We start from the raw sequence: 14,607 nt of genomic DNA on the forward strand, positions 1-14,607 counted from the left end.
GAAGATGAAAAAATTAAAGAAGATATTAAGGAAATCATGTGCTATTTTACCGAGAAAGTTAGTGGTATATATAGATTATATAAGATCCTATAAAATGATGCTAAATTTAAAGAATCCTAAATATTACGGTGAAAAAATTCAGTGGATAAAATTATATGGAAATTTAGAGCGTTTTGCACCCTATGTGGATAAATATGAAGTTAGAAAATTTGTAAAAGATACTATTGGTGAGGAACATCTACCTAAATTATATGGTGTATATGAAAGAACTGAAGAAATTGACTTTAATAAATTACCTAAACAGTTTGTTCTAAAAATGAACAATGGTTCTGGGGGAAATATTATTTGTAAAGACAAAGATGAATTTAATAAAAAACAATGTATAAAGAAATTAAATAAATGGTCTAAAGAAAAGTTTTATAAATATACAAAAGAAAATCAATACAAAGGAATAAAAGCTAAAATAATTTGCGAAGAATATTTAGAGGATGAAACTGGTTCATTAAGAGATTATAAAGTACAGTGCACAAATGGGAAAACTCATATTATTGAAGTTCATACGGATAGATTTAAGGAGCATAAAATGAACTTTTACTCAGCAGATTGGGAGAAATGGGAAGCATATGATAAGTATGCTAAGGAAGTAGATTTTATAGAAAAACCAGAAAAATTAAGTGAGTTATTATATTTAGCTGAATTACTGTCAAAGAATTTTAGTTATGTAAGGGTAGATTTTTATATAGCTAAGGGTAAAGTGTACTTTGGTGAATTGACTTTTACACAAAGTAGTGGAACAGAGCCATATTTTCCATTAGAGAAAGATTTAGAAATTGCAGAGATTATTGATATCCATAAATATAATTTATAGTAGGTAAAGTTATATGGAAAATATACTATTTATTTTAATAATTTTTAGACCTTTTTTTAGAATTTTCTCTAGATGGCTAGGGTTTCTTACTGATATTAATTCTGGAAGTATAATTATAACTTGTTTTATAATTTTGGTTTTTATAAAAGGGATAAAGCCTTTGGAACATTTATTTTTCATATATATTGTAATATTAACATCCATTTCATTTATATCAGCAGATATGATTAGTTTAGTAATTAAAGATCCTTACTGGTTAAGCATAGCCATACTAATACTTGTATGCTGTAGACGGAAAGATATAACTGATAAGTTTATAAAATTTGTGAAGAGTAAAAGGAAATTAATTAAATATGAATTAATTATTATAAATATAATATTGTTTATATCAATTTTTGATATGTCTTGTTATGAAATTAGATGGGGTGAGGGGCGGTATTTTGGTTCATATTTAGAAGGTCCACACCCCTTAGGATTTTTTCTGATTTTAGTTATTTCAATTACATTATTATTGAAAATCATAACCAGAGATAAAAAGATAAATTTTTTATTGATATTACCTACTGTAGCTATAATGATGACAGGTGCAAGAACTGTGCTTATAACTATGGTTAGTTTATATTTGATTTTTATGAGAATTAATGTGAAATCCGTTATGTCATGGGCAGTAGTATTGAGTGGGGTAATATTTTCATTTTGGGATAGAGTGATTAAAATACCTATTATTTACAAGTTTACGGCTCAAAAATCTTCAGGGGACCTAAGTAGTGGTAGATTTGATTTTTGGTTAAAGGATGTTGAAAGTTTTTTTGAATTAAATTTGTTGGAAAGGTTTATAGGTGGAGGCTTTGATTATCCCTATATAGTTAATTATCAAATGAGAGGCGTATATATATGGGCACACAATGATATTATAAATTTACTTTTATCAATAGGGATAATAGGACTTAGTATTTATTTATACTTTATATTTAAGTTATGCAAGTATATTCATAAGAAGTTAAGAGGTATAAACTTTATTATGTTTCTAATATTTCTTTTAGGTACAATGAGTTTAAATGGATTTTATAATTATACTGATTTTGTAGTATCTGTTTTTATAGTATCTGCAAGTTTATTTATTAATAGAAAGTCTAATTTTGGAGTGGAAATTTATGATTAGTGTAATTATGAGTGTATATAATGAAGGAAATCAATGGCTGAATAATAAGTTACATATGATGAAAAAACTTGAAATATACCAATGATTAAGTGATTATAATAAAGTATTTAAGAGGTGTAATGTATGAAGGGAATTATTTTAGCAGGAGGAAATGGTACAAGATTATATCCAGTAACCAAGTCTATTTCAAAGCAAATTGTGCCGATCTATGATAAACCGATGATTTATTATCCTATGTCAATTTTAATGTTAGCAGGCATAAGAGATATATTGATAATTTCTACAGAGAGAGATATAAAAAACTTTAAGGAGCTATTTAAAGATGGTTCAGAATATGGAGTAAATGTACAATATGAAGTACAATACAATCCCAATGGATTAGCAGAAGCATTTATAATTGGTGAGGAATTTATAGGGCACAGCAATGTAGCACTAGTCTTGGGTGATAATATATTCTATGGAAAAGGATTAAGCTATTACCTACAAGAAGCTTGCAAACTCAAAGAAGGAGCATTAATTTTTGGACAATATGTTCATAACCCAAGAGACTTCGGAGTTGTTGAATTTGATGACTATGGGCAAGTGTTATCCCTTGAAGAAAAACCTAAATACCCTAAGTCAAAGTATGCTGTACCAGGATTGTATTTTTATGATAATACTGTGATTGAAAAAGCTAAAAAATTAAGATTATCTAATAGAGGAGAACTAGAAATAACAGATTTAAATAAATTATATTTAGAGGAAGGAGCTTTAAAGGTTGAAATTTTTGGGAGAGGAATGGCATGGCTTGACACAGGTACTCACTCATCAATGCTTAAAGCTTCAAATTTTGTTGAGGCAATACAAACAACTCAAGGAACTTATATTGCATGTTTAGAAGAAATAGCTTACAAAAAAGGATGGATAAGCAAAGAAAAAGTTGCAGAGTTAATTATACCATTAATGAAAACAGGATATGGTAAATATTTGGAAGATATTATAAATGAGGACTAATGTATTTTACTGTGTACCATTTAGAAGAGGTGAAGAATATGAATGAGTTAGTTAGTGTAGCAGTAATAGCTTATAATTCCGAGGATTATATAGAAGATACAATATTAAGCATTTTAAATCAAAGTTATACTAATTTAGAAGTAATAGTAGCAGACGATGGTTCTGTAGATAAAACCATTGAGGTTGCAACGAATATCTTTAAAACACAAAATTTTGAGAATTATAAGTTCATTAGTGATGGTGAAAATAAAGGCATTCCAGCTAATTGTAATAGAGCAATTAATAATTGTAGTGGACAATATATAAAGGTAATTTCAGCAGACGATATTTTACTACCTGATGCTATAGAGAAAAATGTTGACTTTATGAAGAAGAATAATAGTTTAATACAATATTCAAGAGCAAAAGATTTTACAAAAGAGGAAGAACGGATGGTATATCTACCTAGTTCAGCAAAGTATGATGTAAATTTTAATAGTTATGATGTAAAGAAGCAATTTAAAATAGTAAGCTATGAAAATATTATTATAGCTCCTACTATTTTTTATAATAGGCTCTTCTTTGAAAAATTTAAGGGGTTCAATGAAAAATATAGACTTATAGAAGATTACCCAATGTGGATAAGGGTCTTATATAATGGAGAAAAGATATATTTCATGGACGAATTAACAGTATTATACAGAAAGCATGATAAATCTGTAAGTAGGAATAGTAAAGTAGCTATAAATGAAAATATGTTTAATGATTACTGCAATTTCTTTAAATATGAATTTGAAGAATATTTAAAAGAAAATAAGAATTATTTACTACTCCTTCATAAGAAAATTTATATTTATAGAATGAAAAAAATTATAAAGCATGGTAATTGTAGAAATAAGTTTTTTATAATAAGTAGATTATATTATTTATTAGATCCGCTGTTTGTAGTGAGAATGGTAAATATCTTTAAAAAGAAATAGTAGAATGTATTTAAATGGTTAATTTTAGAAATTGGAGATAGTGGGTGAATTTACTATGTACAATGTTTCGTTATTGAAGTTTAAAAATATTAAAAATCAATGTGGAAATCTTACTCCAGTAGAGGGGAAAACGGATATTCCATTTAAAATAAGAAGGATTTATTATATAAGTAATGTTCCAGAGGGAATATCCAGAGGATTTCATTCCCATAGAAAACTTCATCAAGTATTAATATGTTTAAATGGAAGTGTAAAGATAAGAGTGAAAAATCCTAAAGAGGAAGAGGTTATAGAGTTAAATAATCCTTCAATAGGATTGTATATAGGCAATAAGGTGTGGCGAGAAATGTTTGATTTTAAAGATAATGCAATATTATTAGCATTAGCTTCAGAATATTATGATGAAAATGATTATATTAGGAACTATGACTCTTATATAGAAGATTCCAATAAAAATTATGATTAATGTATATTATGGGAGGAAATTCTGTGAAGGTTATTTATTCAAAATTAGATTTTATGCACAATGAAATGAAAGAAGAACTTAAAAATGCATTTAACAATGTTCTTGATTCTCAACGGTTTATAATGGGGGATTTTTTAGATGAATTTGAAAAAAAGTTTGCAGAGTTCTGTGGAGCAGAATATTGTGTTGGTGTTGGCTGTGGACTAGATGCAATTCAACTTATTCTAAAGTCATATGGAATAAAAGCAGGAGATGAGGTTATTCTTCCATCAAATACCTATATAGCAACTGCATTAGCGGTTAGTTATGTTGGCGCTACACCAGTATTAATTGAACCAGATATTAAAACTTTGAATATTGATGCAGATTTAATAGAAGAAAAAATAACTTCTAAAACAAAAGCAATAATTGTAGTACACCTATATGGTAGAGCTGTAAATATGGATAAGATAAGGGATATTGCTCAAAGATATAAATTGAAAATAGTAGAAGATGGTGCTCAAGGTCATGGAGCATATTACAAGGGTAAAAGAGTTGGAAATTTGGGGGATGCAGCAGCTTTTAGTTTTTATCCAGGAAAAAATTTGGGGGCATTAGGGGATGGTGGTGCTGTTGTTACAAGTGATAAGGAAATAGCAGATAAGGTAAGAGCCTTAAGAAATTATGGATCATATAATAAATACTATAATGAATTTAAAGGCGTAAATTCAAGACTAGATGAGTTGCAGGCCGCATTTCTTTTAGTTAAATTGAGAAATTTAGATAAATGGACAAAGGAAAGAATCCGAATAGCTAATAGATATATAAATGAAATTAATAATGAGAAAATTGCACTGCCTATAGTTGAAGATATGTCATCACATGTATATCATATATTTCCTATTCTATGTAATGAAAGAGAGAGGTTAATGTCATATCTAGATGAAAAAGGTATAGAAGTTTTAATTCATTATCCCATTCCTATACATTTACAGAAAGCATATAAAGAATTAGGATTTATTAAGGGCGATTTTCAGATAGTAGAGAAAATATGCAAAATGGAATTAAGTATTCCATTATATCCAGGAATGTCTGAAGAAGAAATAACTTATGTAATAGACTCAATAAACAGCTTTAAATAGGACCGGGTTTCCTATCCTATTTTTTTTATAGGAGATAATATGAATAGAGGGAAATTATTTATACAAAATTTCCTGATCTATGGAATTGGAAATATAATATGCAAAATAATACCGGTGATAATGCTACCCATAATAACTTCTATAATCCCTAATAGTGGTTATTATGGAATAAATGATATGGTTAATTTAATTGTTAGCTTTGTAGCAGCTATAGCCATGATGGGTATGTATGATTCCATGTTCAGGATGTTTTTTGAAAGAGAAGATATTGAATTTAAAAAGAGTATATGTTCTACTGCTATTTTTTTTGTAATGTTGTCATCAACTATAATTTGTATCTTAATGTTTATATTTAAGGACTTGATATTAAATGCAATTGTTAGTGATGTTAAATATAATTTATTATTTTTCATTATTATATTTAACATCTTCTTCAGTGGAGTTTCAAGTATTGTATCTGCACCAACTAGAATGGAAAATAAGAGAAAAGTTTTTCTCATTGCCAATGCTGTAACACCTATTTTATCCTATAGTGTATCTATACCTTTACTTTTAAAGGGTGAATATGTATATGCTCTTCCAATTGCAGCTATGAGTTCAACTGTAATTATGTCAGTTGTTTTTTATATAATTAATAGAGTATGGTTCTCATATAAACTAATATCTTTTAAATATTTAAAAGAATTGATTAAAATGGGAGCACCGTTAATGCCAACATTTTTAATGTATTGGGTGTTTAGTTCATTTGATAGAGTAATGATTAAAGAAATGTTAGGACTAAATGAGCTTGGTGTTTATAGTGTTGCAAGTAGAATAGCACAAATATCTCAATTTATATATACAGCTTTTGCTATGGGATGGCAGTATTTTGTATTTTCAACAATGAATGATGAGGATCAAAAGGAGTTAATTTCAAATGTAGCAGATTACTTGCTAGTAATATCTATAGTAGCTACTATAGGCATAAATGCATTATCTAAAATAATATTTAGTATCTTAGCCAAAGGGAGCTATGGTGAGGGGTTTATAATATTACCATATTTATTTATATCCCCATTACTATTAATGATATACCATACTATAGGAAATCAGTTTTTAATAGTTAAAAAAACCTGGTTAGAACCAATAATATTAAGTATTGCTGTAATTACTAATGTAGCTTTAAATTATGTCTTAATACCAATAATGGGTATAGAAGGAGCTTCCATTGGCACAATGATAGGTTATTTAACGGCAGTGTTAATATGCTATTTTACTTGTGTAAGGCTTAAATTAATTATCAGTAAGCCAAGGATTTTAATATCACTGGGTATATTTACAACTTATTTAGTAGTATGGAGAGTATTCTTAGTTAACAAATTTTGGGTAACAGCATTATTTTCAATAATAACAGTTATGATATATATATTTCTGTTTAAGGAAGAATTGTATATTATTAAGGGTAAGGTGATTAAGGTATGAATATATTTAGAATTGAAAGATATAAATTTGAATATGAAAAACAATGGGATAATTTTATTTTCAATGATGCGATTAATGGAACATTTTTGCAAAGTAGAAGATTTCTTAATTATCATCCCAAAGAGAGATTTTCAGATAGTTCATTAATTATATTTGATGAAAAAAATGAAATAGTAGGTGTAATTCCCGCATGTGAATATGTGGAGAATGGAGAACTAGTGTTTGATTCTCATAAGGGAAGTACTTTTGGTGGTGTTATAATTAGTAAAAAGTATAATAATATTGCAAGTATATTAGAGGTTATAGACTTATTAGAAAAGTTTCTGTATGAAAATTCATATAATAGAGTATTATTAAAAAACACTTCTCAGATATTTTCTAAGGAAAATGTAAGTTTAATAAATTATTTACTATATTCCAGGGGTTATGACACTTATGAGGAGATAAATTCTGTAATTGATTTAGATTTATATGAAAAAGAAGATATATTAAGTAACTGTAATGCTACTAAAAAAAAGCAAATTAAAAAAGCAATAAAGAATGGATTTAGATTTAGGGCTTTAACCAATGATAATGAATTAAAAGAATACTATAGCATATTGGAAGAGAATATAGGTAAATTTGGAAAGAAACCTGTTCATAGTTATGAGGAGTTAAAAGAATTTAAAAATTTTAGGCTAAGGGATCAGGTTATCTTTATGGGAATATTTTTAGAGGATAAGATGATAGCGGGAGCTATGTTATTTAACTTTAATAATAAAGGATTACATGCTCAATACATTTCATCAAAACAAGATTATTTGAAATTGTTTCCAGTGCAATTCATCTATTATAAGATAATAGAATATGCAATAAAAGAAGAATATAAGTATGTTTCCTGGGGCATATCAACATTAAATCATGGAAGAGAGCTAAATAAAGGTTTACTTGAATTTAAAACTGCCTTTGGAAGTAAATTTGATATAAATAAATCTTATTTTAAGAAGTTAGAATAAGATGAAAAATGAAAACCACAATGAAAGAACAGAAGATTCTTCATTGTGGTTTTTGTTTAAACTTCTTCGTTTTCTACGATTTCTAGGTTGTGTCTTCTGTTATCTAAAGGATTAAGATTGATATGATGAACTGTTACGTTGTTTTCAACGTTCATAAGTAGTTTATCCATGTAGATTCTACCTTCAGGGGTATTTGATACTACACAAGGGTTACCAAAGTTTTTATAGTATACCCAGCTGTGGTTATCATTTAATACTTTAAATAAATCCTCTTTTGAAATTAATGCTTTCTCTTGAGGTTTTCCATATTTATCTTTAAGGATTATAGCTACTTCATCGTTGCCTACTAAGTCATATTCATTTTTACTGTTTCTTTCAACAAGCTCTAAATTGAATTTTGTATTGTCTAAAGTATCTTCATTAATATGTCTAATAGGAGCTTTAGGAGAAGCATTCATGATTACAGAGTGTAGACTTCTCTTTACAGTTTTAGTTTTACCATTAAGTGTAGCTGGTCCTAAGTTTTGTACAAGATAGCTGTTGAAATCTTTATGCCATTCAGCAAACCAAGTACCCATACTTTTTACTCTGTCTACATCTTCACTATCGATTTTAGCTATAAGTGGAGTTCCGTCTTTTTTGTAGATTGTAATTAAAGCAGTGTTATCTTGAATTTCATATTCATTATTCATATTTTTATAATTATTATTTATTTTGAGCACCTCTTTCGTATTAATATGATTTTATTCATATTAGGCATCTGAAAATAAATAATAAGTCAAAGATGCGAAGGATATTTTGACTTATTTATTTTTTGAAGATGCCTTAAGTTATTATAACAAAACAAATGAAGAAAAGATATGAAAATTTGAAGTAGAAGAAATTCACTGGTATTAATAATAAGTTCACATAGTATATTAACTTAAATTAATTTGCTACAATAGAAAAATATGATAGAATATACTTATATTTTATAGGGAGTGATAAGGTTGAAGTGGTTAAATAAATTAGAGAAAAAATACGGAAAGTATTCAATACATGGATTGATGAAATACATTGTAGCTGCAAATTTAGCAGTATTTTTATTAGATTCAATAAGTCCAGGATTAATAAATAATTTGGCATTAATACCACAAGCTGTTATGCAAGGGCAAATTTGGAGAGTGCTTACATTTATATTCATTCCGCCGAGCATGTCAGCCTTTTGGATATTATTTACTTTATATTTCTACTTTATAATAGGATCAGGTCTAGAGCAAGCTTGGGGAAGCTTTAAGTTTAACATATATTATCTTGTAGGTATGATTACTACAATAGCGGTATCACTTATAAGTGGAAACTTTGGTACAGCATACTATTTAAATTTAACTTTATTTCTTGCTTTTGCATCTATATATCCAAATCATGAAGTTCTTTTATTCTTCATTTTACCAGTTAAGATGAAATATCTAGCTCTTCTTGATGTTCTTCTTCTGTTAAACCAGTTTGTTATGGGAGGCTTTGATATTAAACTTATGATTTTAGCTTCATTAGCAAACTATCTAATATTCTTTGGTAAGGATTTTATTTGTTTATTTAAGACTAAGAAGGTTGTAAAGAAGAATAAGGAGCGATTTAAAGTTATAGAAATGAAGAATTATGTTCGTCATAAATGTACGGTTTGTGGAATTACAGAAAGAGATGATCCTAACATGGAATTTAGATATTGTTCAAAATGCAGTGGTCATAAAGAATACTGTATGAATCATTTAAGAGACCATGAGCATACTACAGACTAAACTTTTAAGGCTATGTTTATTAGTTTAAACATAGCCTAATTTAAACATAATAAATATAGGGAGGAAGTTAAATATGAGATATGAAGGTGCAGTTTATAGACCGCCTAGTGAGGGAAGAAGCTTAATTGTTCAAGGAACTATTGGCTGTTCTCATAACAAGTGTAGCTTTTGTAATATGTATAAAGCAAAACAATTTAGAATGAGAAAAATAGATGAGGTTATTCAGGATTTAAAATGGGCAAGGGAAAGTTATAAATACATAGAAAAGATATTTATAGCTGATGGAGATGCTTTAATTATGCCAACTGATAAGCTTAGCTTAATTCTTGATGAGATTAAGGTTCTGTTTCCAGAGTGCAAAAGAGTTACTGTCTATGCAAGTCCTAGGTCTATTCTTTTAAAAACACCAGAGGATCTTGAAATCTTAAGGGATAAGGGATTATCCATGGTTTATCTGGGAGTAGAGAGTGGCGATGATGATATTTTAATTCAGGTTAATAAAGGAGCAACATCTAAGGAACTTATAGAAGCAGGAAGAAAAATCAAGACTTCTGGTATTAAGTTATCTTGTACTTTAATAAATGGATTAGGTGGAAAAGAAAATTGGGAAAAACATGCTGAAAATTCCGCAAAGGTTATAAATGCAATTGATCCTGATTATTTAGGATTATTAACCTTAATGACACCGGAGGATGCACCTATTTACAATGTAGTAAAAGAAGGGAAGCTTACAATTTTAAATCCACAGGAAGTTATGGTGGAAATCTATGAATTTGTTAGAAGGCTAGAACTTACAAACTGTATATTTAGAAGTAATCACGCTTCAAACTATGCTCCACTAGCTGCAGTGTTAGGAAAAGAAAAACAAGAATTGTTAGAAGATATTAAGAACTTTTTACAGGGGGAGGAAACCTTTAAACCTGAGTATTTTAGAGGCTTATAAATAAATAGTATAAGTTCTATATTTTCATCCTATTTATCATCCTTGTAAACCATTAAATAACTTGATACAATGTAGTGGTTATAATGATAATTTTAAATCCATAGTAAGGTTACATAAGATATTAAGAGGAGATGTTGAATAATGAATGATACATACATAAATATTCTTAAGAGAGAAGTTATACCAGCACTAGGATGTACGGAGCCAATAGCTTTAGCTTTAGCAACAGCAAAGTGTAGTCAAGCTTTAGGTGGAGTTCCGGAAAAAATTACAGTATTTGTTAGTTGCAACATTCTTAAAAATGGTATGGGCGTAGGAATACCAGGAACAGGAATGGTTGGATTAAACATTGCAGCAGCTCTTGGAGCTATTGGTGGAAATTCAGATGAAGGGCTAGAGGTTTTGAAGGATGTAACTAAGGAACATATTGAAAAATCAAAACAATATTTAGCGGAAAATAGAATTACAGTAGAACTTACAAAAGCAACAGAAAAACTTTATATTGAGGTTGTTGGAGAAAAGGGTGAGGATAGTTCTTCTGTTATTATTAAGAATAAGCATAATAATATAGTTCTTATAACAAGAAACGAAGAGATATTATTTGAAATAGAAGAAGTTAAATCTGTAGCTACAAATAGTGAGGATGAGTGTTTATCTATAAAATCAATATATGAGTTTATAACCACTGTACCTTATGAAGATATAGAGTTCTTAATGTCAGGAGTAGAGATGAATCGTAGGGTTTCAGAATCAGGAAGAATAGATGATTATGGTCTTAAAACTGGAAAAACCATATTAAATAGTAAGAATAACAAGGTCTTTAGTGATTCATTACAAACTTATGCTATGGGAGTTACAGCAGCAGGGGTTGATGCAAGAATGGATGGCTGTACTCTTCCAGTTATGAGTACTGGGGGAAGTGGAAATCAAGGATTAACAGCTACATTACCTGTAATTGCAGTAGCAGAAAAGCTAGAGCTTAGTGATGACACATTAGCTAGAGCCGTAGCACTTAGTGATCTTGTAACTATCCATGTAAAGAGCTTCATAGGAAGACTTTCAGCACTATGTGGATGTGGAGTTGCAGCATCTATTGGATCTAGTTGTGCTATAGTTTATATGCTAGGTGGAGATTTATGTGCTATAAATAAAACTATAAAAAATATGGTGGCAGATGTATCAGGAATGGTATGTGACGGTGCAAAACCAGGATGTGCCCTTAAAATTTCTACAGCAGTAGGAACAGCAGTGTTATGTGCAGCCCTTGCCATAGACGGTATAGAGGTTTCAAGTCATGATGGAATTGTTCATGAAGATGTGGAAAGAACTATAAAGAATATGGCTGATTTAGGTGTTGTTGGAATGGCTGATGCAGATAGAGTTATCCTTAATCTAATGATGTGTAAGTAACTGTTGACATGTCCCCATAAATGGAATATAATTCTAAGGTGATTATTCAAATTACAAATTAAATAGAATTATAATTTAAATCTAAATTTTTAATTATATAAGTGAAGAAGTTACCCACTTTGATAACCTTCAAAGTGGGTTTTTTTTATCTATATATATTGATAGAAAATGGGAATTTGTATATAATTTATTTTAAGGAATTATTTGTAGGGATTATAATAAAGAAAAGTGATAGGTGGAGATATATTATGGGGTATGTAGAGCAAACATTAAAGATGAGAGATGGTAAGGAGATTTATTTACATAAATGGGAACTTAGTGAAGGTGTGCAACCTAAAGGTATAGTACAGGTTATTCATGGAATGGCGGAGCACGCTCTTCGCTATGATAAATTTGCAAGGGAGCTTATAAAAGAGGGTTTCATTGTGTATGCTGATGATCACAGGGGACATGGAAAATCAGCAGAGAGTTTAAGTTCCTTAGGATATATAAGTGACAAAGATGGGTTTCATACAATGGTTCAAGATCAAGAGGAAATAAATAGATTCATAAAGAAAGAAAATCCAGGATTGAATGTATTTATTTTTGGTCATAGTATGGGATCTTTTATAACTCAAAGATATATAGAGATTTATGGTGATACAGTTAAGGGTGTTATTCTTTCAGGAACTGGTGGAAAACCATCTGGAAAAAACAACATAGGTATAATGTTATCAAAGATAATTATGGGGTTAAAAGGTAGAAGATCCAGTGGAAAACTAATTGATGATATGGCATTTAGTAGTTATAATGATTTGGTAGAAAATCAAAAGACTAAGTTTGATTGGTTAACGAGAGATGATGATGAAGTTGAGAAGTATATTTTAGATCCATATTGTGGTAGCGAATTCCCTATATCTTTTTTCTATGATTTCTTAAAAGGTATGAAAGCTATTCATAAGAAAGAAAATCTTAGAGCAATACCTAAAGAGTTGAAAGTAAATATTCTAAGTGGAGATAAAGACCCTGTTGGTGAATATGGTAAGGGTATTTTATCTTTAGTGGAAACATTTAAAGAATTAGGTATTGTGAATCTATCTCATAAACTATATGAAGGTGGAAGACATGAGATATTAAATGAAATCAATAAAGAGGAAGTAATAAATGATGTTAAAGCTTGTCTTAAAGAGTGGAGCGCCAGTTAAGTGACACTGAAAATTGAGTAAGTTCGAAGAGCTAAATCATAGATTTAGATTCTCACTTACGGTTTGACATATGACTCATTACAATATAAAATAGATAGAGTTGTAGTTATTTAAAAATTCTATAGATAATTGCAAAATATATTATTTATATAGTGAAATGACTCCGAAGAGGAGTATATATTTACTTGAATTTGGAGGCTTGATTATGTCAAAGACCGTAGAATATAAAGACTTAACTGGAGATTGTGTACTTGTTGATGTTAGAAGTAGTGGAGAATTTGAAGAGGCTACTATTAATGGTGCAGTAAGTATTCCTCTTTTTAATGATGAAGAAAGAGCTATTATTGGAACCATATATACTAGAAAAAGTACAGAAGAGGCTAAAAAATTGGGAGTTGAGATTGTATCAAAGAAGCTTCCATTTATATATGATAAAATTTATGAGTTGGAAAAGCAACATAAAAATGTAGTGTTATTCTGTGCTAGAGGTGGAATGAGAAGTGCTTCTATTACAGATTTGCTATGTGCTCTTGGCATGAGGGTTAGAAGGATTCAAGGTGGATATAAGGGATATAGAGCCTTTATTAATGAAGAATTACCTAAAGTCAATGAAAAGGTTAGTTATATAGTACTACATGGTAATACCGGGGTTGGAAAGACTGAGATTCTTAAAAAGCTGAAGGCAGATGGCTATGATGTATTAGACCTAGAGGGATGTGCAAATCATAGAGGGTCTATACTTGGTTCAGTTGGACTTGGGAGTGGAACTACTCAAAAGCAATTTGAATCTAATGTTTATGAAGAATTAAAAGCAGTTAAGGGTAAATATGTGTTTATTGAAGCAGAGAGTAAGAGAATAGGAAGAGTCCTAATTCCAGATTATATTCATGAATATATGAAGAAGGGAATTCATATTTTTGTAGATGCTCCTATAGAATTTAGAAGTAAGATAATAATAGATGAATATACTAAGAGCAGTAGTTTCAAAGAAGAAATATGTGAAGCTTTAAGAAAACTTCAAAAACACATTAGTGAAAAGAATATAGAAGCTTACTGTGACATGGTTGAAAAAGATGAGTTTAATGAAGTAGTTAAGGAACTTATGGTAAAATATTATGACCCTCTATATATGCATAGCTCAGATAAATACGACTATGCTAAGAAATTAATGATAAATAGTGTAGATGGTGCAGTAAATGAACTCAAAGAGTTTATTGATACACTTTAGAAGGTAGGCCATGTTTTAACCTAGTGTTGGTTATGGTCT

Annotated in this window: 14 protein-coding genes; 13 read left to right on the plus strand and 1 reads right to left on the minus strand. The window is 29.3% G+C overall.

Annotation, left to right across the window (positions count from 1 at the left end; all coding sequences use genetic code 11):
* The first annotated feature begins 4 nt into the window (after nt 1-4).
* From RSD37_RS09125 to RSD37_RS09160, 8 genes are all read left to right on the plus strand, one after another.
* Nucleotides 5-868 (plus strand): ATP-grasp fold amidoligase family protein, encoded by an 864-nt coding sequence (locus RSD37_RS09125; protein WP_346946419.1) that lies wholly within the window; start codon nt 5-7, stop codon nt 866-868.
* A gap of 160 nt (nt 869-1,028) precedes the next feature.
* Nucleotides 1,029-2,030, plus strand: a complete 1,002-nt coding sequence (locus RSD37_RS09130; protein ID WP_346946420.1) for an O-antigen ligase family protein — start codon at nt 1,029-1,031, stop codon at nt 2,028-2,030.
* A 123-nt stretch (nt 2,031-2,153) separates the two neighbouring features.
* The gene (rfbA, locus tag RSD37_RS09135; protein ID WP_346946421.1) at nt 2,154-3,023 is read left to right on the plus strand and encodes a glucose-1-phosphate thymidylyltransferase RfbA; all 870 of its coding nucleotides are present in this window, start codon (nt 2,154-2,156) and stop codon (nt 3,021-3,023) included.
* Between the two features lie 38 nt (nt 3,024-3,061).
* A complete protein-coding gene (locus tag RSD37_RS09140) occupies nt 3,062-3,982 on the plus strand; it encodes a glycosyltransferase (protein WP_346946422.1) in 921 nt (306 codons plus the stop codon).
* A 55-nt stretch (nt 3,983-4,037) separates the two neighbouring features.
* Entirely contained in the window at nt 4,038-4,448 is a 411-nt protein-coding gene (locus tag RSD37_RS09145; protein ID WP_346946423.1) for an FdtA/QdtA family cupin domain-containing protein, read from the plus strand.
* 23 nt (nt 4,449-4,471) lie between these two features.
* A complete protein-coding gene (locus RSD37_RS09150; RefSeq protein WP_346946424.1) occupies nt 4,472-5,569 on the plus strand; it encodes a DegT/DnrJ/EryC1/StrS family aminotransferase in 1,098 nt (365 codons plus the stop codon).
* A gap of 39 nt (nt 5,570-5,608) precedes the next feature.
* Entirely contained in the window at nt 5,609-7,030 is a 1,422-nt protein-coding gene (locus RSD37_RS09155) for an oligosaccharide flippase family protein (RefSeq protein WP_346946425.1), read from the plus strand.
* Complete coding sequence (locus RSD37_RS09160; RefSeq protein WP_346946426.1) at nt 7,027-8,025, plus strand: GNAT family N-acetyltransferase; 999 nt, start codon at nt 7,027-7,029, stop codon at nt 8,023-8,025. The genes RSD37_RS09155 and RSD37_RS09160 overlap by 4 nt, the downstream gene beginning before the upstream one ends.
* Nucleotides 8,026-8,081: 56 nt before the next feature.
* On the opposite strand, the gene RSD37_RS09165 is transcribed toward RSD37_RS09160, so the two are convergent.
* Entirely contained in the window at nt 8,082-8,717 is a 636-nt protein-coding gene (locus RSD37_RS09165) for a hypothetical protein (RefSeq protein ID WP_346946427.1), read from the minus strand.
* Between the two features lie 297 nt (nt 8,718-9,014).
* Here RSD37_RS09165 and RSD37_RS09170 point away from each other — a divergent pair, with 297 nt between their 5' ends.
* From RSD37_RS09170 to mnmH, 5 genes are all read left to right on the plus strand, one after another.
* Nucleotides 9,015-9,803, plus strand: coding sequence for a hypothetical protein (locus tag RSD37_RS09170; protein ID WP_346946428.1), 789 nt, complete (start codon nt 9,015-9,017; stop codon nt 9,801-9,803).
* 73 nt (nt 9,804-9,876) lie between these two features.
* Nucleotides 9,877-10,746, plus strand: a complete 870-nt coding sequence (locus RSD37_RS09175) for a radical SAM protein (RefSeq protein ID WP_346946429.1) — start codon at nt 9,877-9,879, stop codon at nt 10,744-10,746.
* Between the two features lie 141 nt (nt 10,747-10,887).
* On the plus strand, nt 10,888-12,156 hold the full coding sequence (locus RSD37_RS09180; protein WP_346946430.1) for an L-serine ammonia-lyase, iron-sulfur-dependent, subunit alpha: 1,269 nt from the start codon (nt 10,888-10,890) through the stop codon (nt 12,154-12,156).
* Nucleotides 12,157-12,404: 248 nt separating this feature from the next.
* Complete coding sequence (locus tag RSD37_RS09185; RefSeq protein WP_346946431.1) at nt 12,405-13,340, plus strand: alpha/beta hydrolase; 936 nt, start codon at nt 12,405-12,407, stop codon at nt 13,338-13,340.
* Between the two features lie 205 nt (nt 13,341-13,545).
* A complete protein-coding gene (gene mnmH, locus RSD37_RS09190; protein WP_346946432.1) occupies nt 13,546-14,568 on the plus strand; it encodes a tRNA 2-selenouridine(34) synthase MnmH in 1,023 nt (340 codons plus the stop codon).
* Nucleotides 14,569-14,607: the final 39 nt, after the last annotated feature.

This window comes from Clostridium sp. (assembly GCF_036646415.1).
Lineage (GTDB): Bacteria > Bacillota > Clostridia > Clostridiales > Clostridiaceae > Clostridium_J.